Annotated in this window: 22 protein-coding genes and 1 tRNA gene; 8 read left to right on the top strand and 15 right to left on the bottom strand. The window is 69.8% G+C overall.

Features of this window, described 5'->3' with window-relative positions:
• Positions 1-13: 13 nt before the first annotated feature.
• The 3 genes from MKK75_RS21330 to MKK75_RS21320 form a co-directional block, all read right to left on the bottom strand.
• Entirely contained in the window at positions 14-166 is a 153-nt protein-coding gene (locus MKK75_RS21330) for a hypothetical protein (protein ID WP_244044518.1), read from the bottom strand.
• Positions 167-496: 330 nt separating this feature from the next.
• Positions 497-2,227 (bottom strand): L-arabinonate dehydratase, encoded by a 1,731-nt coding sequence (gene araD / locus MKK75_RS21325; protein WP_244044517.1) that lies wholly within the window; start codon positions 2,225-2,227, stop codon positions 497-499.
• A gap of 67 nt (positions 2,228-2,294) precedes the next feature.
• Positions 2,295-3,014: a ribonuclease activity regulator RraA gene (locus MKK75_RS21320; protein WP_244044516.1), complete on the bottom strand. Its 720-nt coding sequence runs from the start codon at positions 3,012-3,014 to the stop codon at positions 2,295-2,297.
• Between the two features lie 507 nt (positions 3,015-3,521).
• On the opposite strand from MKK75_RS21320, the gene MKK75_RS21315 reads away from it, so the two are divergent.
• The 4 genes from MKK75_RS21315 to MKK75_RS21300 all read left to right on the top strand — a co-directional run bounded on the left by MKK75_RS21315 (position 3,522) and on the right by MKK75_RS21300 (position 7,537).
• A complete protein-coding gene (locus MKK75_RS21315; RefSeq protein WP_244044515.1) occupies positions 3,522-5,192 on the top strand; it encodes a thiamine pyrophosphate-binding protein in 1,671 nt (556 codons plus the stop codon).
• A gap of 37 nt (positions 5,193-5,229) precedes the next feature.
• The gene (locus tag MKK75_RS21310; protein WP_244044514.1) at positions 5,230-6,807 is read left to right on the top strand and encodes an aldehyde dehydrogenase (NADP(+)); all 1,578 of its coding nucleotides are present in this window, start codon (positions 5,230-5,232) and stop codon (positions 6,805-6,807) included.
• Positions 6,808-6,869: 62 nt separating this feature from the next.
• Positions 6,870-6,944, top strand: a tRNA-Gln gene (locus MKK75_RS21305).
• 329 nt (positions 6,945-7,273) lie between these two features.
• A complete protein-coding gene (locus MKK75_RS21300; RefSeq protein ID WP_244044513.1) occupies positions 7,274-7,537 on the top strand; it encodes a hypothetical protein in 264 nt (87 codons plus the stop codon).
• A gap of 258 nt (positions 7,538-7,795) precedes the next feature.
• Here MKK75_RS21300 and MKK75_RS21295 read toward each other — a convergent pair whose 3' ends face one another.
• The 5 genes from MKK75_RS21295 to MKK75_RS21275 all read right to left on the bottom strand — a co-directional run bounded on the left by MKK75_RS21295 (position 7,796) and on the right by MKK75_RS21275 (position 11,356).
• Positions 7,796-8,050: a pilus assembly protein PilZ gene (locus MKK75_RS21295; protein ID WP_244044512.1), complete on the bottom strand. Its 255-nt coding sequence runs from the start codon at positions 8,048-8,050 to the stop codon at positions 7,796-7,798.
• 293 nt (positions 8,051-8,343) lie between these two features.
• The gene (locus MKK75_RS21290; RefSeq protein WP_244044511.1) at positions 8,344-8,586 is read right to left on the bottom strand and encodes a hypothetical protein; all 243 of its coding nucleotides are present in this window, start codon (positions 8,584-8,586) and stop codon (positions 8,344-8,346) included.
• A 259-nt stretch (positions 8,587-8,845) separates the two neighbouring features.
• A complete protein-coding gene (locus tag MKK75_RS21285) occupies positions 8,846-9,562 on the bottom strand; it encodes a sensor histidine kinase (RefSeq protein ID WP_244044510.1) in 717 nt (238 codons plus the stop codon).
• A gap of 55 nt (positions 9,563-9,617) precedes the next feature.
• Positions 9,618-10,013 carry a hypothetical protein gene (locus MKK75_RS21280; protein WP_244044509.1) on the bottom strand — a complete coding sequence of 132 codons (396 nt, stop codon included), beginning with the start codon at positions 10,011-10,013 and terminating at the stop codon, positions 9,618-9,620.
• Between the two features lie 461 nt (positions 10,014-10,474).
• On the bottom strand, positions 10,475-11,356 hold the full coding sequence (locus tag MKK75_RS21275; RefSeq protein WP_244044508.1) for a LysR substrate-binding domain-containing protein: 882 nt from the start codon (positions 11,354-11,356) through the stop codon (positions 10,475-10,477).
• Between the two features lie 201 nt (positions 11,357-11,557).
• Between MKK75_RS21275 and MKK75_RS21270 the strand changes: the two genes are divergently transcribed.
• Genes MKK75_RS21270 through MKK75_RS21260 form a run of 3 tightly spaced genes read left to right on the top strand, consistent with a single transcriptional unit; the run spans position 11,558 to position 14,242 of the window.
• A complete protein-coding gene (locus tag MKK75_RS21270; protein WP_244044507.1) occupies positions 11,558-12,868 on the top strand; it encodes a dicarboxylate/amino acid:cation symporter in 1,311 nt (436 codons plus the stop codon).
• Between the two features lie 16 nt (positions 12,869-12,884).
• The gene (locus MKK75_RS21265) at positions 12,885-13,724 is read left to right on the top strand and encodes a bifunctional allantoicase/(S)-ureidoglycine aminohydrolase (RefSeq protein WP_244044506.1); all 840 of its coding nucleotides are present in this window, start codon (positions 12,885-12,887) and stop codon (positions 13,722-13,724) included.
• A gap of 5 nt (positions 13,725-13,729) precedes the next feature.
• Positions 13,730-14,242 (top strand): ureidoglycolate lyase, encoded by a 513-nt coding sequence (locus MKK75_RS21260; protein WP_409567600.1) that lies wholly within the window; start codon positions 13,730-13,732, stop codon positions 14,240-14,242.
• Positions 14,243-14,249: 7 nt separating this feature from the next.
• Here the strand turns inward: MKK75_RS21260 and MKK75_RS21255 are convergent, their stop codons facing one another.
• From MKK75_RS21255 to MKK75_RS21240, 4 genes are all read right to left on the bottom strand, one after another.
• Complete coding sequence (locus MKK75_RS21255; RefSeq protein WP_244044504.1) at positions 14,250-14,459, bottom strand: hypothetical protein; 210 nt, start codon at positions 14,457-14,459, stop codon at positions 14,250-14,252.
• 133 nt (positions 14,460-14,592) lie between these two features.
• Entirely contained in the window at positions 14,593-14,814 is a 222-nt protein-coding gene (locus MKK75_RS21250) for a hypothetical protein (RefSeq protein WP_244044503.1), read from the bottom strand.
• 177 nt (positions 14,815-14,991) lie between these two features.
• Positions 14,992-15,372 carry an energy transducer TonB gene (locus tag MKK75_RS21245; RefSeq protein WP_244044502.1) on the bottom strand — a complete coding sequence of 127 codons (381 nt, stop codon included), beginning with the start codon at positions 15,370-15,372 and terminating at the stop codon, positions 14,992-14,994.
• Between the two features lie 91 nt (positions 15,373-15,463).
• Complete coding sequence (locus MKK75_RS21240) at positions 15,464-16,213, bottom strand: sigma-70 family RNA polymerase sigma factor (RefSeq protein WP_244044501.1); 750 nt, start codon at positions 16,211-16,213, stop codon at positions 15,464-15,466.
• Between the two features lie 298 nt (positions 16,214-16,511).
• On the opposite strand from MKK75_RS21240, the gene MKK75_RS21235 reads away from it, so the two are divergent.
• Positions 16,512-16,757, top strand: coding sequence for a hypothetical protein (locus MKK75_RS21235; RefSeq protein ID WP_244044500.1), 246 nt, complete (start codon positions 16,512-16,514; stop codon positions 16,755-16,757).
• A gap of 39 nt (positions 16,758-16,796) precedes the next feature.
• Here the strand turns inward: MKK75_RS21235 and MKK75_RS21230 are convergent, their stop codons facing one another.
• The 3 genes from MKK75_RS21230 to MKK75_RS21220 form a co-directional block, all read right to left on the bottom strand.
• Entirely contained in the window at positions 16,797-17,114 is a 318-nt protein-coding gene (locus MKK75_RS21230; RefSeq protein ID WP_244044499.1) for a metal-sensitive transcriptional regulator, read from the bottom strand.
• Positions 17,115-17,383: 269 nt separating this feature from the next.
• Entirely contained in the window at positions 17,384-18,241 is an 858-nt protein-coding gene (locus MKK75_RS21225) for a manganese catalase family protein (RefSeq protein WP_244044498.1), read from the bottom strand.
• 364 nt (positions 18,242-18,605) lie between these two features.
• Positions 18,606-18,887: a hypothetical protein gene (locus MKK75_RS21220; protein WP_244044497.1), complete on the bottom strand. Its 282-nt coding sequence runs from the start codon at positions 18,885-18,887 to the stop codon at positions 18,606-18,608.
• Positions 18,888-19,115: the final 228 nt, after the last annotated feature.

Genomic DNA, 19,115 nt, shown 5'->3' with positions numbered 1-19,115 from the left:
GGGGCCTCGCCCGTCAGGCGGCCCTCCCGATCGTGAGATCCACCTGCGCGGCGTCGTAGGGAAACACGATCCGCGCGTCGTCCGTGCGATCCAGGATGCCAGCGTTCAGGAGCGCGTGCACGTCGGCGTGCGTGTTGTTCACATCCCGATCCAGCAGCCGCGCCACGGAGCGACATTGGCTCCTGCCCGGCAAGCGCCCGGAGTAGCGCCCAGCGACGCGGTGTCAGCACGGTCACAAGCCCTCGACGGTGGGGAGGAGATGAACGCGCCCTGCGCTTCGCCCCGGAAGGCCGCCAGGGCGCGCGGTGGTCTCCACGATCGAGGAGACGCCGATGGTCACGGTCCTCATGGCTGCCCCCAGGGTTCGATATCGGCCCAGAAATCGGCCAGCCGGGTCTCGGGGCTGGTGAAGCGGCAGGGGACTTCCTCTCCCCCCGCCGGCGTGCTTGTCGCCTCCCTGCGGTATCGGCCCGCCGGTCTTCGACGGCTTGGCCGGTCAGTGGATCTCGGGTTCCGGGATGCCGCCCGCGCCCTCCAGGAAATCGAAGTCGCAGCCCTCGTGGGCCTGCCGCACGTGCTGGGCGAACAGGCGGTTGTAGCCCCGCGGATAGGCCCGGTCCGGCGGCCGGAACGCCTTCACCCGCTCCGCGATCTCGGCATCGTCCAGATGGAGGTGGATCCGCCGTCCCGGCACGTCGACCGTGATGAGATCGCCGTTGCGCACGGCGGCCAGCGGACCGCCGGCCGCCGATTCCGGCGAGACGTGCAGGATGCAGGCGCCGTAGCTCGTGCCGCTCATGCGCGCGTCCGAGATCCGGACCATGTCACGCACGCCCTGCCGGAGCAGCACCTTCGGGATCGGCAGCATGCCCCATTCCGGCATGCCGGGGCCGCCGATCGGGCCGGCATTACGCAGGATCATCACGTGGTCGGGCGTGACGTCGAGGTCGAGGTCGTTCACCGCCGCGTTCATGGAGTCGTAATCGTCGAACACCAGGGCCGGGCCGGTATGCTGCAGGAAGCGCGGGTCGGCGGCCGGCGGCTTGATCACGCAGCCGTCCGGGGCGAGGTTGCCGTAGAGGATCGCGGTCCCGCCCATGGCGACGATCGGCTGGTCGAGGGGCCGGATCACGTCGTCGTTGTAGACCCGGATGCCGGCGAGCCCGTCGCCGATCGTGCCGCCGCTGACCGCGCGGGCGTCGAGGTGGAGGAGGGGGGCGAGCCGCGCCATCAGCGCCCGGATCCCGCCCGCGATATGGAAATCCTCCATCAGCCACTGACCGGAGGGCCGCAGGTTCGCGATCACCGGCACACGCTGGGCGAACTCGTCGAACTCGGTGAGCTTCACCGGAATGCCGGCCCGGCCCGCCATGGCGACGAGGTGGATCATCGCGTTGGTCGAGCCGGCGAGCGCGTTGTGGACCACGAGTGCGTTGTCGACGGAGCGCCGGTCGAGGATGTCGGTGGGCTTCAGGTCCTCCCAGATCATCGCGACGATCCGCCTTCCGCAGGCGCCGGCCATGCGCGGATGGTCGGCATCCGCCGCCGGGATCGAGGCCGCGCCCGGAAGGCTGAGGCCGAGCGCCTCGGTGATCGACGTCATGGTCGAGGCCGTGCCCATGGTCATGCAGGTGCCGGCCGAGCGGGCTATGCCCGCCTCCATGTCGTTCCACTCCTGCGTGGTGATGTTCCCGGCCTCCTTCTCGGCCCAGTACTTCCACACGTCGGAGCCCGAGCCGAGGATCGTGCCGCCGGAATGCCCGCGCATCATCGGGCCGGCCGGCAGGAAGATCATCGGCAGGTTCATGGAGATGCCGCCCATCACGGTGCCGGGCGTGGTCTTGTCGCAGCCGCCCATCAGAACGGCCCCGTCGACCGGGTGCTGGCGCAGCAGTTCCTCCACCTCCATGGCCAGCAGGTTGCGGTAGAGCATCGTGGTCGGCTTCACGAAGTTTTCCGACAGCGAGAGAGCCGGCAACTCGATCGGGAAGCCCCCCGCCTGCCAGACGCCCCGCTTCACGTGCTCGACCCGGGCCTTGAAGTGCTGGTGGCAGGGGTTGATGTCGCTCCAGGTGTTGATGATGCCGACCACCGGCTTGTCGCTGAAGTCGGCGCGCTCGTAGCCCATCTGGAGCATGCGCGAGCGGTGACCGAAGCTGCGCAGGTCGGTGGCGCCGAACCAGCGCTGGCTGCGCAGCTCGCCCAGGGTCTTCTTACGCGCGGTCATCGCGGTGCCTTCCGTCTCACGCGTTCGATCCGGGGAGCGCGGACCGGCCGAAGCCGGCGGCACGCCCTCAGCGGCCGGTCTGCTTCCGCCACGCGGCGAAGTCGGCGAGGCTCTGCTCGTCGGTCGCCGGATAGAGCCCGAGGATCGAGCGGCCCTTGCGGACCTCCTCGGTGACGAAATCCTCGTAGGCGGTCATCTCGACCGCCTCGGCGGCGACTTCGTCGGCAATGTGGGCCGGGATCACCGCGACGCCGTCGCCGTCGCCCACGATCACGTCGCCGGGGAAGACAGGGGCGTCGCCGCAGCCGATCGGCACGTTGATGTCGATCGCCTGATGGATGGTGAGGTTGGTCGGCGCCGAGGGCCGCGCGTGGTAGCTCGGCATGGCGAGGGCGGCGATCTCGTCGGCATCGCGGAACCCGCCGTCGGTCACGAGGCCGGCGCAGCCACGGACCATCAGCCGCGTCGCCAGGATCGAGCCCGCGGAGGCCGCCCGGGCATCCTTGCGGCTGTCGATCACGAACACGGCGCCCGGCGGGCATTCCTCCACGGCCTTGCGCTGGGGGTGCGCCCGGTCGCGGAACACCGTGATCGGGTTAAGATCCTCGCGGGCCGGCATGTAGCGGAGCGTGAAGGCCTCGCCGACCATCGTCGGGCCGCCCGTCTTCAGGGGCAGGACGCCCTGGATCATCTGATTGCGGAAGCCGCGCTTGTACAGGGCGGTCATCAGCGTCGCCGTGCTGACCGTTTTCAGCTTGGCGCGCGTCTCGTCGGACAGCCCGGGCATCCGCTCCTCCTCCCCGATGGCAGTGTCGCCTGCGCGGATGGAACCGCGGACGGCCCCGAGCCGCACCGGGCCGCAGCCCTGAGCGTCGGTTTCTCTCGCAGAAGGTGGGGTAGCACGGCGTTCGCCGCCATTGTCAATCGGCCGGAGCGGCCGCGCGGGTCCCGCCGCCGACGACGGGCAACCTTTGATGCCGGGACGGTGCGGGCGGGCCTCCAAAGGCCGTTCGACGTTCCAGACCGGGACGGCCGCTCAGCAGACGTGTCGTCAGACTTGCGTGGGCCAGCCGGCGCTTGATCCGCTCAGCACCCCGGTGTGCCGCAGGTTCTTCGTAGCAACCCCGGTGACCACGTCTGCGAAGCCTGCTGAGGCCTCGACCGCCGGGTGCGCGTGTTGACGGGACCCGGTACGATCCCATGTCCGGCCGGGATATCGTATCGATCCGTGGTCGCGAGCCCGGCCGAAGGCGGACCGACCTCCGGACGCGGCGGGACCATCAGGAGACTCGGCTTGAACGCATTGCCCCCACGCACCGGCGCGCGCATTCTCGTCGATCAACTGCTGGCGCAGGGGGTCGAGCGGGTCACCTGCGTCCCAGGCGAGAGCTACCTCGCGGTTCTCGACGCGCTGCGCGACAGCGGCATCGACGTCCTCGTCTGCCGCCAGGAAGGCGGCGCCGCCATCATGGCGGAGGCGGCCGGGAAGCTCACCGGACACCCGGGCATCTGCATGGTCACGCGCGGCCCCGGCGCCACCAACGCCTCGGCGGGCGTCCATATCGCCCGGCAGGATTCCACGCCGATGATCCTGTTCGTCGGGCAGATCGCCCGGGGCATGCGCGATCGCGAGGCCTTCCAGGAGATCGACTACCGCCAGATGTTCGGCGGCGTCGCCAAATGGGCGGTGGAGATCGACGACGCGGCCCGCATCCCGGAGATCCTGGCCCGGGCCTTCCGGGTCGCCATGCAGGGCCGGCCGGGCCCGGTCGTGATCGCCCTGCCGGAGGATATGCTCGACGACGTCGCGGCGGTCGGCGACGCCCCCCGCGTGGTCCCGGCCGAGCCCGCCCCGTCCCAGGCCGATGCGGAGCGGCTGCGGGTGATGCTCACGCAGGCGCAGCGGCCTGTGGCGCTGCTCGGCGGCTCGCGCTGGAGCGCGGAGACCTGCGCGGGTTTCGCCGCCTGGGCGGAGCGCCACGACGTGCCGGTGGCGGTGTCGTTCCGCCGGGCGCAGCTCTTCCCCGCCGACCACCCCAACTTCGCGGGCGAACTCGGGATCGGCCCGAACCCGGCCCTCGTCGCCCGGATCAGGCAGGCCGATCTGCTGCTGATGGTGGGCGGGCGCCTGTCCGAGATGCCGGCGCAATCCTACGGCCTGCTCGGCATCCCCGATCCCGGCCTGCCGCTGGTCCACGTCCACCCGGATCCGGGGGAACTCGGCCGGGTCTACCAGCCCGCGCTGGCGATCCAGGCGAGCCCGGCGGCGTTCTGCGCCGGCCTGCCGGATTTTTCGCCGACCGGCACCGGCCGCGCCGCCGAGGCCCACGCCGCCTACCGTGCTTGGTCGGAGACGCCGGAGCCGAAGCCGGGGGCGTTCCAGTACGGCGAAGCGATCACGTGGCTGCGGGAGCGGCTGCCGCGGGACGCGGTGATCTGCAACGGCGCCGGCAATTTCGCCACCTGGATCCACCGCTACTACCGGTTCCGCGCCTTCGGCACGCAGCTCGCGCCGACCTCAGGCTCGATGGGCTACGGCCTGCCGTCCGCCGTGATGGCCAAGCGCAGCCATCCGGACCGGGTCGTGGTGGCGCTCGCGGGCGACGGCGACGTGATGATGACCGTGCAGGAATTCGCCACCGCCGTGCAGTACGGCGTGCCGATCGTGGTCGTCGTCCTCGACAACGGCATGTACGGCACGATCCGGATGCACCAGGAGCGCGAGTACCCCGGCCGGGTCTCGGCGACCGAGCTGCGCAACCCCGATTTCGCGGCCCTGGCCCGGGCCTGCGGCGGCCACGGCGAGCATGTCGAGCGGACCGAGGACTTCGCCCCCGCCTTCGAGCGCAGCCTCGGCTCGAACCTGCCGGCGCTGATCCACTGCCGCGTCGATCCCGAGGCGCTGACCCCGACCATGACGCTCGCGGCGATCCGCGAGAAGGCCCAGGCGGCCCGACGGGGCTGATCCGCCGGCCCGTATCCGAGACGAGGAGGACCAGCCCATGACGCTGCGCGGCGAGAACCTGATCGGCGCCGAGGCCCGGCGCGGCACGGAGGCGTCCGTCCGGGCCGTCGAGGCGGCCACGGGCGAGGCCCTGGACCCGGACTTCCCGGGGGCAAGCCGCGCCGACCTCGACCGGGCCTGCGCCCTGGCGGAGGCCGCCTTCGACGCCTACCGCGAGACCGATCCGGAGACCCGGGCCGGCTTCCTTGAGACGATCGCGGACAACATCCTGGAGATCGGCGACGATCTCGTCACACGCTGCATGGCTGAGACCGGGCTGCCGCGCCCGCGGATCGAGGGCGAACGCGCCCGCACCGCCGGGCAGCTCCGCCTGTTCGCGTCCGTGGTGCGCGCGGGCAGCGCCGTGGAGGCCCGGATCGACCCGGCCCTGCCGGACCGCAAGCCCCTGCCGCGGCCGGACCTACGCCTGCGGCGCATCGCGATCGGGCCGGTGGCCGTCTTCGGCGCCTCGAACTTCCCGCTGGCCTTCTCGGTGGCGGGCGGCGACACCGCCTCGGCGCTGGCGGCCGGCTGCCCGGTGATCGTCAAGGCGCATCCGGCCCATCCCGGCACGTCGGAGCTGGTCGGGCGCGCCGTCCGGAAGGCGGTGGCGTCCTGCGGCCTGCCGGAGGGAGTCTTCTCCCTGCTGTTCGATGCCGGCCAGTCGATCGGGCAGACGCTGGTCGCCGATCCCCGGATCGCGGCCGTGGGCTTCACCGGATCCCGCCGGGGCGGCACGGCCCTCATGACGATCGCAGCCGGGCGTCCGCACCCGATCCCGGTCTACGCCGAGATGAGCAGCATCAACCCGGTCCTGCTGTTCCCCGGCGCCCTGGCAGCGCGCGGCGCGGCGATCGGGAAGGCCTTCGCGGCCTCGCTGACGCTCGGCGCCGGGCAGTTCTGCACCAATCCCGGCCTGATCCTGGCGCAGCCCGGACCCGGCCTCGACGCGTTCCTGGAGGCGGCCGGCACCGCCCTGAAGGAGAGCCCGGCCGCCACCATGCTGACGCCCGGCATCGGGCGGGCCTACCGCGAGGGCGTCGCCCAAGTCGCGGGTCACGCCGCCGTCACGCTGCTGGCGGAGGGGTCGGAGGGCACGGCGACCCAGGGGCGGGCCGCCCTGTTCGCCACGGAGGCCGGCGCCTTCCTGGCGAATCCCGCCCTGCAGGAGGAGATGTTCGGCGCCGCGGCACTGGTCGTCCGCTGCCCGGACCAAGCGGCGATGCGCGCCGTGCTGGAGCATCTGGAGGGACAGCTCACCGCCTCGCTCCACCTCGCTCCGGAGGATCACGCGGCGGCGCGCGATCTCCTGCCCCTTCTCGAGCGGCGGGTCGGCCGCATCCTGGTGGACGGCTTCGGCACGGGCGTCGAGGTGGCGCACGCCATGGTGCATGGCGGGCCCTATCCGGCGACCTCGGACGGGCGCTCGACCTCGGTGGGCAGCCTGGCGATCGACCGGTTCCTGCGCCCGGTGAGCTATCAGGACGTCCCGGACGCCCTGCTGCCCCCGGCGCTCCAGGCCGCCAATCCGCTGGGCCTGCCTCGCCGGATCGACGGCGCCCCGGAGCGCCGCTGAGGTGCCCCGCGAACCGCTTGCCAGGCGGAGCGGCGCCGTTTAGACAGCGACCGCCTGCGCCTTGGGGCGTCGCCAAGTGGTAAGGCAGCGGTTTTTGGTACCGCCATTCCCAGGTTCGAATCCTGGCGCCCCAGCCAATTTCCCGAAGGGCATCAATCCCTCCGAGACACGGACATGACGGACACGCCGGAACAGGCGGCGTTGTTCCGGCGCGCAAGAGCCGTCACAGTCCCAAACGGTTGAAGCCCCCCTGACGGGTTCCTGCGACGCACTTCGCATCGGCCACGTCTTCGCTCGGGTGGACGAAGTCGTGAGCTACGACGCCGATCCCATCCTGGGCGACGTTGCGGCCCAGCAGGCGTCCGGTGTCATCGACCCGGTCGCCTGCTGGGCCGCATCCGGCGCCGCGCCGTCCGGAAGGGGCCCGTCATGAACCCGCCGTCCCGGCAGCGCCGGAACGCGGCCCATGCGTCAGGATGCCTTCACGGTCGAGCGCGACTGGACCACGGGTGGCGCCGAGTCCCCGACCGCGGCGCTGGCCTTCCGCGATCACGGCACGGACATCGAGGACCTGAAGCGCGGCGAGACCGTCGGAGTCCGGGACTGCCGAACCGATCCGCGGACGCTCGACAACGCGGCGGTGCTGGCGGCGCGCAGCGCGCGGGCCTTCGTCAACACGCCCGCGTTCGAGCGCGGTGCGATCGTGTGCGGCCCGAAGCCTGTCATGTGACGCGCGCTCTTGTCGACGCGCTCTCTTGCGCCGAACCGGTATCCGCTTCGGCGGAGAGCGCTCTGGAAAGCCGCGCCGCCATCCGCTGGTTGACGTGTCGCTGGGGAAGCATCCCGGCGCCGCTGCCGAAGTCCGCACGGGCAGCATGCCTCAGGGACCAAGACATGACCGCGCCCTCGAAATGGAAGTCTGTCTCCGGCGCACGAGAGCCGGCACGATCCCCGAGGACCTTCGACCTCATCAGTTCCGAGCCGACGTTCAGGCGTCGGCGAACACGACGCCGAACCGGGCGCCGGTGCGCCTGACGACCATGCAGCGCCGGAACGTCTGATCAATCGCGGTCAGGAGGGTGAACGTCTCGGGCACGGCGTCCTCCTCTCCGGCCTCCAGAAGGGCGCCGGTATCCGACATGTTCCAGACGAGGCAGCGCAGCCGCCTGTCCGAGTCCGCGATCACGATATGCCCTGCGCTGAAGCAGTCCGTCCTGCCCGAGAGACGCTTTTCGTCCGTCATGCCCGACCTCGAAGATGTCTGGCTCGGACAGATAGGTCATGCCGCCTACTTCCATCTGAAGGCGGTGGCCAGATCTCGGAATTGCTGTCTTCATGCTTACCGCCGCGACAATGCAGCCGAGCGAATCGATGGTTACTCTGCCCCTGCGGGCGAGCCCCGGAGACGGTGCCGGGGCCGTTGTGTCCCGGTCGACCGCCTTCGCCACGGCCGAGCCCGGCCATGGCGCGACGTCTTCGTTCTGACGCGCCCCCTCACGCCGAACCGGTATCCGCTTCGGCGGAGGGCGCTTCGGCTCAAGGTTCGACCGCGGCCTCGTCCTCTCCGCCGGTCGCGCCGATTGCGGGCCCCGGGCGATAGGCGTCGAGCGTCGCGTAGGCATCCGTGGCGGTGAATCCCAGCCGCTCCATGTCCGTCAGCAGCGCCAGGATATCCGCGTCGACGGGCTCGCCATTCTCCTTGCGCTCGATCAGGGTGTTGACCAGTTGCAGGCCGTCGATCGACTGCGCGCTGGGTTCGTTCGGATCGGGAAAAGCCATGGCTGGTCTCATGCTGGATGGTCCCCGAACCTAAGCGGATTTACCTCGGCAAGCCACACGGTCCACGACAGTCGCGCCATCCCGCCGAACGTGGCGCGGGCTCGCTCGCCCGTGCGGGACAGGGGGCCGTCGCGCATGCCGGGCCTGTCGAAGCCTCCTGGTCGTGTACCGTGGGCAGTTCGACGCTTCCTCCGCTCAGGCCCTTGGTGCGCTGCAGGTTCTCGTCGCAACATGCCGCGGGCGCTTTTGCGGAAGCGGCTCAGACGCTCTCATCGTCTTCGTCCTGCGCCGTTTCCGGGCCGGCCAAACGTCCGATCCGGGCGGTGAACGGAATCCGGACGCGGCAGCACAGACCATCCGGCCGGTAGACGAGGGTCGTCTGCGAATCGAGCTCGTAGGCCAGCGCGTCCTCCAGGAGGGTCGTGCCGAAACCGCGGCGCGCTGGCTCCGTCACGCCCGTCCCGCCGGACTCGTCCCATTGGAGCGGGAGGATCGGCTCGGACTCGCCCCGCTCGATCTGCCAAGAGACCGTGACGCGGCCATGCGGCAGGGCGAGGGTGCCGTGTTCGATCGCGTTGCTCGTGAGTTCGTGCAGCGCCAGGGCCAGGCTCAAGGCGGGCTTGGGCCGGAGCCGTATGCGCGGACCCGCGATCGTCGCCTGCTCGCCCTCGCGCACGAGATGCGCCAGCAGCTCGTCCGCGATCAGGGCGTGCAGATCGACCTCGCCGAGCATGTCCGTGATCGACTGCACCCGCAGCAGGGCGCTCAGGCGTCCGTCCAGGTGGGTGACGTAGGTCTCGACATCCTGGGCGCTCTCGGCGGACCGGTGCATGATGGTGCGCAGCATCGCCACCGTGTTGCGCAGGCCGTGCCGCAGGCTGTCGGGCATGCCGGCTTCATCGAGCAGGCGGCGCAGGCGCGCATTGTCGTCCCGCAGCGCGGCGACCTGATCCGCCAAATCCCCAGGGTCAGTCATCACCCGCCTCCGTGGATGTCGAATATCTGCGCAAGTCGGTGCGGCCGCGTGTGGTTCATCCACGCGCAAACGATCGGTTCACCTCCAGCGACCGGGTGACGCCGGTCACGAGCCCGTCCACCGCGGCCCGGTTCTCCTGAAGCTGGCCGGTGATCAGGGTGCCCTCGTCCAGGGCCTCCTGCGCCCGGGCCTGGGCGATGCCCGCCCCCCGCTCGATCTGCGCGACGGCGGCCGACGCTGGCTCCGCCGCGGCGGTCTGCTGCGCGGCGCCCCGGTAGATCTCCTCAACCGCCGAGGACGCTTCGGCGATGCCGCTGGCGAGCTGCGTTGTGGCGGCGGCGATGCGCTCGGCCGCCTTCTGCTGCTTGGCGAACGTGCGGGCCTTGCGCCGGTTTTTCTCGTTGAGCCGCCCGAGCTGACTGACACTCGCCGGCCGGCTCTTACACGCCAAGGTCTGGGGCCGGGCCGGGCGGTCTTCTTCACGAGAGCGACGACGTCGACCCGCTCATCTCAGGCGCGGGCCGCACGCCAGCGACGACCGCGCAGAACGATCGCACAGCCAAGGCCATACGGACCATCGAGTTTCAAATCGATAGACTATTCCCTGATGTGTTTTTGCCAATGACACATTCCAGATCGGACTACAAAATTGAGATCTAAATAGTTTTGACTATTTACGATACAACAACGAGGTAAAGTTACAACTTAGAAGGACAGCAGATCGCTATTACATCCTTGAAACAGATTGGCAGCTCGATATCGTCAAAACTCCTGAATTGCGGAGCGACAAATCTTCTGTGCACGCGCGCAGACCGGTGTTCAGAATGGTTCGACTCGTGTAACCGAACCCAGCGGGACCATGCGGTGGCCGGCGACACCGAAACTCCTAACCCGTCCCGCGCGTCGGCGGGATCAGCCTAGCGCGTTCTTGCCGTCCTGCACCAGGCGAACGAAATGCTCGACCAGCGGCTGCTTCGTGCGGGTCCACAGGGCGTAGACGTCGGCACGGATCGGCGGCCCCTGGAGGGGCGCGTAGACCACGTCCGCATGGGCCAGCCGGGCGACGAATTCGGGGATGATGGCGATGCCCAGCCCGGCCGCGACGAGGCTCGTCAGGGACGCCGCCTCCACGGCCTGATGCGTGACATCCGGCGTGAAGCCGGCCTCGACGCAGCGATCCCAGAGGTACTTCGCGAACAGCGAGTCGGCGAGGCGCAGGAAGACGAACCGCTCGCCGGCCAGATCCGCCAGGCGCACCGGCGCGCCGGTGAGGCGGTGGCCCCGCGGCAGCACGAGCCTGACCGTCTCCGCCCAGGCGCGCTCGCGGATCAGATCGGTGTCGAGCGGTGGACAGCGCAGGAAGCTGACATCGGTCTGACCGGATCTGAGTCGGGCGATCTGCCGGTCCGGCGCCATCTCGTGGATGCGCAGGTCGACCGCCGGATAGGTATGGGCGTAGGCGCGGATCGCGCGGGCGAGGGGGCCGGCCAGCATCGAGCCGGTGAGCCCGACATTGATGATCCCGGCCGTTCCAACCCCGATGGCGCGGGCGCGCTCGACCGCCGCGCCGGCCTGTTCGAGGATCACCGTCGCCTGCGCCAGGAAATCGAGGCCCGCCGGGGTCAGGGCGACGCGCCGCGTCGTGCGCTCGAACAGGGGCGTGCCGATCTCCGCCTCCAGATCGCGGATCTGTTGGCTCAGGGGCGGTTGCGCCACGCCGAGGTTCTCGGCGGCGGCCGTGAAGCTTAGGTGCTTCGCGACGGCCAGGAAATAGCGCAGGTGCCGGAGTTCCATCGCGTTATTCTAGACGCCATTCATCTCAATGCCAACGAAACAGATATTTGACGTCTGGATCTTCCGACGGGATGGTGGCGCGCGCAGCGTCGACGCCCTCCGACCGGGCCGCCGCCGCCGATACGCCTCCGTCATCCGCCCACGCCATCGGAGCCGAACGGCCCGGGGTCGGACCTGCCGGAGCACACCAGGGAGGTTGCGATGAGGCGGTTCTTCGCGTCGCTGTTCGGGCAGGTGGTGGCCGCGCTGGTGCTCGGCATCGTGGTCGGCATGGTCTGGCCGGGCTTCGCGGTCGCCCTCAAGCCGCTGGGCGACGGCTTCATCAAGCTCATCAAGATGGTGATCGCGCCGCTGGTCTTCGGCGTCGTGGTGCACGGGATCGTGGGCGCCGGCGACCTGCGCAAGGTCGGCCGCGTCGGCCTCAAGGCGCTGGTCTACTTCGAGGCGGTGACGACCGTGGCCCTCGTGCTCGGCCTCGTCCTCGCCTACCTGTTCGCCCCCGGGCACGGGATGAACATCGATCTGGCCACCCTGGATGCCAAGTCGCTCGCCGGCTACACCGAGCGGGTCGGGCAGGTCACCGGAACGGTCGATTTCCTGATGCGGCTGGTGCCGACGACCTTCGTGGACGCCTTCGCCAAGGGCGACATCCTGCAAGTCCTGATCCTGGCGATCCTGTTCGGCGCCGGGCTCGCGCTGCTCGGCGAGCGGGGCCGGCCCCTGGCCGAGGGGCTCGAGCGCGTCACCGAGGTCCTGTTCAAGATCGTCGGCTTCATCGTGCGGCTCGCGCCCCTCGGCGTGCTGGGCGCGGTCGCGTTCACGGTCGGGCGGTACGGAATCGGCTCGCTGAAGCAGCTCAGCCTGCTGGTCGTGCTGTTCTACGCGGGCGTCGCCGTCTTCGTGCTCGTCGTCCTCGGCGGCATCCTGCGGATGGTCGGCTTCAGCATCGTCAAGCTTCTGGCGTACCTGCGCGAGGAGCTGACGGTCGTGGCCGCCACCGCCTCCTCCGACTGCGTCCTGCCGCAGGTGATGCGCAAGCTGGAGCGGCTCGGCATCAGGGATTCGACGGTCGGCCTCGTGATCCCGACCGGCTACTCGTTCAACCTCGACGCCTTCTCGCTCTACCTGACGCTCGCGACCGTCTTCATCGCCCAGGCGACCAACACGGACTTGTCCTTCGGCCACCTGATGCTGATCCTCGGCATCGCCCTGCTGACCTCGAAGGGGGCGCACGGCGTGCCCGGCTCGGCCATCGTGGTGCTGGCCGCGACCCTGTCGGCGGTGCCGGAGATCCCGGTGATCGGGCTCGTGCTGGTGCTGTCGGTGGATTGGTTCGTCGGCATCGCCCGGGCGCTCGGCAACCTGATCGGCAATTGCGTAGCCACGATCGTGGTCGCCGCCTGGGAGGGCGACATCGACCGCGCGCAGGCGCACCGCGTCCTGAACGGCGAGCGGACGACCGAAACGGCCGCGCTCCTCGACACGCCGGTCGCCACGCCCCAAACGGCCTGACCGCCGGAGAACCGCCATGACCCCAACGTCCTACAATCCCCCCTGCGGGGGCCTGCCGCCGCAGACGGCGCTGATGACCGGCCGCGCGGTCTTCACGGAGGCCTACGCGGTGATCCCGCGGGGCGTGATGAGCGACATCGTCACCAGCTTCCTGCCCGGCTGGCACGGGACCCGGGCCTGGATCCTGGCGCGGCCCCTGTCGGGCTTCGCTGAGACCTTCGCCCAATACCTGATGGAGGTCGCCCCCGGCGGCGGCAGCGAGGCCCCCGAGCCCGATGCGCAAGCCGAGGGCGTGCTGTTCGTCGTGGACGGCGGCCCGAGCCTGGACTGCGGGGGCCGGACCCACGCGCTGCGCCCCGGGAGCTATGCCTACCTGCCGCCGGGCGGATCCTGGCGCCTGCGCAATGACGGCGCCGGGCCGGCCCGGTTCCACTGGATCCGCAAGCGCTACGAGCCCGCGCCGGGCCTTGGACTGCCGGACGCCTTCGTGACGCACGAATCGGAGGTCGTGCCGGCGGCCATGCCCGGCACCGACGGCGCCTGGGCCACGACCCGCTTCGTCGCGTCCGACGACCTGCGCCACGACATGCACGTCACCATCGTCACGATGCAGCCCGGCGGGTCCATCCCGTTCGAGGAGACGCACGTGATGGAGCACGGCCTGTTCGTGCTCGAAGGTAAGGCCGCCTACCGGCTCAACCGCGACTGGGTCGAGGTCGAGGCGGGTGACTTCATGTGGCTGCGCGCCTTCTGCCCGCAGGCCTGCTACGCGGGCGGCCCGGGCCGCTTCCGCTATCTGCTGTACAAGGACGTCAACCGGCATCCGGCCCTGGCCTCGCGGGGGCCGGCGCGATGAGCCCCGTGTCCGAGACCCGATCCGTCACGGCCGAGCCCCTGACGGACGCGGCCTTCGCGCAATTCGGATCCGTGATCGATACGGCGTCTGTGGCGCCGCGCCCGATGAATGACGGCATGGCTCGCCGCTTCCACGATCTCGCGGCGATCGAGGTGGTGGGGGAGGGCGCGCGCGCGATGATCGGCCGCGTGGAGGCGGAGCCCTATCCGCTGCCGCTCCGCCTGAGCCTCGTCGAGCGGCATCCGCTCGGAGCCCAGGTCTTCGTGCCGCTCAGCGCTGCGCCGTTCCTGATCGTGGTCTGCCCGGACGAGGGCGGCCGACCCGGACGGCCCCGGGCCTTCGTCACCACGCGTCCGTTCCAGGGTATCTGCTACGCGCGCAACACGTGGCACGGCGTGCTGACCCCGTTCGGAGCGCGGCAGGACTTCGTCGTGATCGATCGCGGCGGAGCGGGCGCGAATCTAGAGGAGCACAGGTTCGCGCAGCCCTGGACGGTGCACCTTCCGGGCACGGCCTGAGGGGCGGTCACGACTCGGCGGTCTCGGGCTCTTCCGCGTAGGTGAACACGACCTCGCCGGTCCGCTCGCAGAGCACGCGCACCGCGGTAGCGCCGTTCAGCGCCCGCTGAACGGGGAGCTGCGCCTTCGCGTGGGCGACGGCGGCCTCCAGATCGCACGGCCACAGCTTGGTGAAGCTGATGCGCTTCCCCTTTTGGAACAAGATCTTGTAAGCCATCGCGCCCTCCATCTCTGCGCGATCATACACCCTGCGGCCGAGGCGACGCCCGCCCGCAGGGCATGGCCACGATGCGTGATGAGCGCCGTAGTGCACTCACGACAACCGTCCAGCCGGAGCGCGGCCATGGCTGTCAGCGAATCGGCATCGCGGTAGCGACGACCCGCTTGGCGCCCGGCGCCGCCGGGACGAGGCGCGGCGTCGTGGCGAGTTCGGTGGCCGGACGCGTGGCGGCCGTGCTCCGGGCGACATCGCGATAGAGCGGCGGCGTAAGGGTCAGGGCCTCATCGGCGATCGCGGTGCCGGTCGCCGAAGCGGCGATGAAAGCGGCGAGCACAAGGGTGCGCAGCGTCATGATCAATCCTCTCGTTGTCCGGGTCTCGCCCGGCGTCGAGGAGACATCTACGCTGCACAGCAACATGATCCAAACAGATCAAATCGATATCTGAAATTGAGGAAATCGATGACCGCTGGGACGCTTCACCCCCAGCCCATCGCGATGATCGGCATTCCCCGCCGGCGCGCCGATCCCTCAACGGCCGAGTTCGACCGGAATGCTCAGGTCGGCCACGCCCGCGCTGCCCAGCAGACCGGCCGGCGGTGCGGACAGCAGGCCGACGCCCCGGACGGCGCGTAGCGCCCGCTGATCGAGGTCCGGCGAGCCCGAACTGCGCTCGACCTCGACCCGCTGCAAGGCTCCACCCGCCGCGATCTCCACACGGACCACCACGGTGCCGGCCCGCCGCTCGGATCCGGCCCGCCGCTCGGCGCGGTCCGCGGCATCGATCCGCGTGACCAGGTCCGAGAGCCAGGCACGCGCCGAAGGCCCGGGCATCGCCCGGACGGGCGATGCGCAGGCGATCAGGAGCAGGCCAAGAAACGGGATCCTGCGGGCGAACACGGGCAACGGCATGCGGGAACAGCGGCTCCTGGCGCGTGTGAGGGTTGCATCATCCTACGCGCCTACGGTTGCCTGGCGCGACCCCCGTTCGCCCGGAGCGCGATCAGGAAACGGTCACTGACCCGCGCCCCCGCGACCCGGCCGCGGCCAGCATGACCTCGTCGGTGCCGACCTCCAGGCCTGTGTAGCCCAACATTTCGGCGAGCTGGGTTCGCGCCCGCCAGACCCGACTCTTCACGGTGCCGATCCGGCAGTGCATGACGGCGGCGGTCTCCTCGTAGGTGAGGTTCTCGATCGCCACGAGCACCAGTGCCTGCCGCATCGACGGTGCCAGCCGGTCGAGGGCAGCGCGCACGTCGCTCAAGTCGAGATGGGCGTCCTGCTCGGGCAGCGAGACCATCCGCTCGGCCTGCACGCCGTCCTCATCCTGCACCTCGCGGCCGCGGTTGCGGTGCGCGTTGTAGAACTGGTTGCGCATGATCGTGAACAGCCACGCCTCCAGGTTCGTGCCGGGCGCGAAGCTGGCGCGCGAACGCCACGCCCGCAGCAGCGTGTTCTGCAGGAGATCGTCGGCCCCGACATGGTTGCGCAGCAGCGAGCGCGCGAAGCGCTGCAGGTTCGGCACCATGCGCAGGAGCGAGGTCTGGAACGCCGTCTCGCGCCCGTCCTGGGCGTTGCCGAAGGCCGCGTCCAGCAGCCTCAGGAGGTCTGCGAAGCGGTCCGCGATGGTCGGTTCGACCGCGTCCTGCGCGTAGGTTGTCGCGAGCAGATGGCCCAGGTGCGACCGGACGCTGCCCGGGAGGCTGGGAACCTGCGGGGCGATCGTCTCGCCGTCGGTCGCATGTTGAAGCATGATTGCCGATCACCTGTTGGGGACGCGAGTATCGGCCGCCCATGTGCACCCGATCCTGGTACGATCGCCGCAACATAGATCAGCCGATATCGGCATCTTGATATTGAACCATGATACACCGACTGCTATTCCGACTAGAAAGGCCGGCCGACGGAGTGGTTTCGATACGGATGTCTCCGACGAAGATCTGTCCCGCATCGCCACGCATCTGCCGGCCGGGACGGGAAATCATCACGGCGGCGGGCTGCGAACCGCGGCCGTACTGCCGAAACCGGACGTCGAACGCGGGACGACACGTATGACGCGCCTGGCCGACCTCGAAGATGATCCGGCCTTCCAGCAGGCCGTCCTGGCGGTACGGGGCGCGGCCAGTACCCTGAGCGGTCGGGCCGTCACCGTGGAGGAGGCTCGCTTCCTCGTCGGGATCGCGCTGACCACCTTCGCCCATGCCGGCGGCCTGGGCGAGGCGAGCCTGCGGCGCCTCGCCCGCTTCTCGGAGACGGTCGAGCCGGGCGCGGTGGTCGAGACGCTGACGCGGCACTGAGCCCGGCGGCCCCGCCGATACGGGACGCCATCACGATCCCTACCGCGCCTCCGCCATGGCGGCCCGCAGGACGCGCTGAAGGTCCTCCAGCACCGCCTCGCGGTCGTCCGGCTGCGTCGCCAGCGCGAGACCTGCCGCGAGGTGCTGGCCGATGATAAGGAGCCCCACCTCACGCAGGGCCGCGGTCGCCGCCCGGATCTGCTGGATCTCGTCAAGGCAGTACCGGTCCGCCTCGATCATCGCCCGCAGGCCCCGGACCTGTCCCTCGATCCGCCCGAGCCGGCGGACCAGCGGCGCACGCTCCGCCTCGGTGCGGGCGAGGCAGACACGACCATCGACGAAGGTGCCGTTTGTCACCGCTCTGCGACCTGCCTACCGCGTTCGTTCCGGAGACGATCCGGATCGCCTTGAAGACTGTTCGACATGAGATCCCGGGTTTCGGAAGGGCTTGCCCTGTGGCGGGTTCTCAGGGTGTAGCCCTGAGATGGTCTCCAGGGCGCCACCCTGGACCCGCGAAAGGTCTCGACCTTTCGAAACCTCGACGTGATCGATCCGCAGAACATCCCGCGATGCAATCGGACAGGCTGTCAGGACGACGGTGCTCCGGCGGCCGGAGCACCGTGCCGTCAGCCGATCTGCTGCGTCTCGGCCCCACTGTCCGGCCGCGCCGGGCCGAGCACCGGCTCCTCGCCCATCGGCTTGTTCTGGAACACGCTGAACTGTCCCTTGCCGTCGATCGACGGGCCGCTGGTCCAGCGGCCCTCGGGGGGCGGCGAGCCGTCCTGTGCCGTGGCGTAGAAGTTGTAGTTGTTCTTCTGGTCTTCCTTTTCCTGCGGGAATGAGTTCGGGATCGGCAGCGTGCCTTCGTGACCGCCCATCTCTTCGAGAACCGCCAGCCACTGCTGCTGGTGCATCGTGTCGCGGGCGATCATGAAGTGCAGCATATCCTTCATGCCGGCATCGTGGGCGGCATTGTACAGGCGGACCGCCAGCACACGGCCGGTGCTCTCGGCGGCGACGTTGCAGTACATGTCGGCGGCGAGGTTGCCGCTCGCATAGATGTGGCTCATGTCGAAGGGCACGCCTTCGCAGTTGGCCGGGAAGGCCGCCATGCCGGTCGATAGCAGGTGCCGATGGAGCATGCCTTCGATGGTGTGGCGAGCGCTGCCGCCGCCCATCACGGCGCCGACGACGCCGTCGGCAGCGCCCGCTTCCTGGAGGCTGGAGGGAGCCTTCTCAAGGTTGAGCGCGACCGCGGTGGCCAGCATCTCGACGTGGCCCATCTCCTCGGTGGCGGTGTGCAGGAGCATGTCGCGGTACTTCGTCGTCGGGCCGCGGGCGCCCCAGGCCTGGAAGAAGTACTGCATGCACACGCGGATCTCGCCCTCGATGCCGCCGATCGCCTGCTGGAGCATGCGGGCGAAGATCGGGTCGGGGTTCTCGACCTTGACCGGGTACTGCAGACGCTTGTCGTGAAAGTACATGATGTCTGTCCCTCGCGAGAGGCACGGCGCGCTCAAGCCCACCGCACGATCGGCCGCTGACCCGTACTCCACGGGAGCATGGAGCCTCGCACCCTATCCAACCCGGCTTCGGGACATCGGTTCGGTCGACGAATGCATTGGAAACGAATTAAACGCTCTAAATCCGAAATTGCCTGGTAAATTCGAGACATAGGTTTCGATTTCGGCAAATATTTCCGCGCCGCAGGCCACGCCTGAACATGAAAACATAGGTTTGTACGCAGCAACCCATGTTAACGTCACGCGCGCTCCTGCAGGTCAGGCGCGCAATAGCCTGCCAGGCGGCCCGCCGGCCGATGAACAGCCCCGCGACCGAAGGCCCGCCTCACAGCAATCCGGTCCGCCGGGCCAGCATCACGCAGAGGGCAAGGCAGGCGGCCGCGGTGACGACCAGCATGGCGACGTTCGTCCAGAACCGGACCGGCCGGCTTGAGCCGTCAATCCCGCTGGCGCGCAACCGCACCCAGGGCACATAGAGGTAGAGCGCGACCAGCGTCAGGATCAGGAACAGGAAGGTCGGCAGCCGGCCGCCCGCGAGCGCGGCCCCGGCCAGAACGGCCCAGCCGAGCAGGAGGCCCACCATCGTGAACAGCGCTGTCGAATTCACGGGCCTCCGGGTCCTTTCAGCAGATCGGTGCGGCGCGTCCCTGGCCCCGGGGCCCGCAGGGGCCTTGCCCTTTCATCCGGTCCGGAGACACGCTGGGCGTACTTGCCTGGATCGCCCGGGTCCGGCGCACGCCATCCGCGCAGTTCTCTCGGTGAGACAGGTACTTACGGGCCACTGGGGCGCGAGTGTGTGGGCTCCGGTCACGATCGTCAAGTCGCCGGGGGGCAT

This window comes from Methylobacterium sp. J-030 (assembly GCF_022829545.1).
Classification (GTDB): domain Bacteria; phylum Pseudomonadota; class Alphaproteobacteria; order Rhizobiales; family Beijerinckiaceae; genus Methylobacterium.
This window is presented reverse-complemented; position numbering and strand designations above follow the sequence as displayed.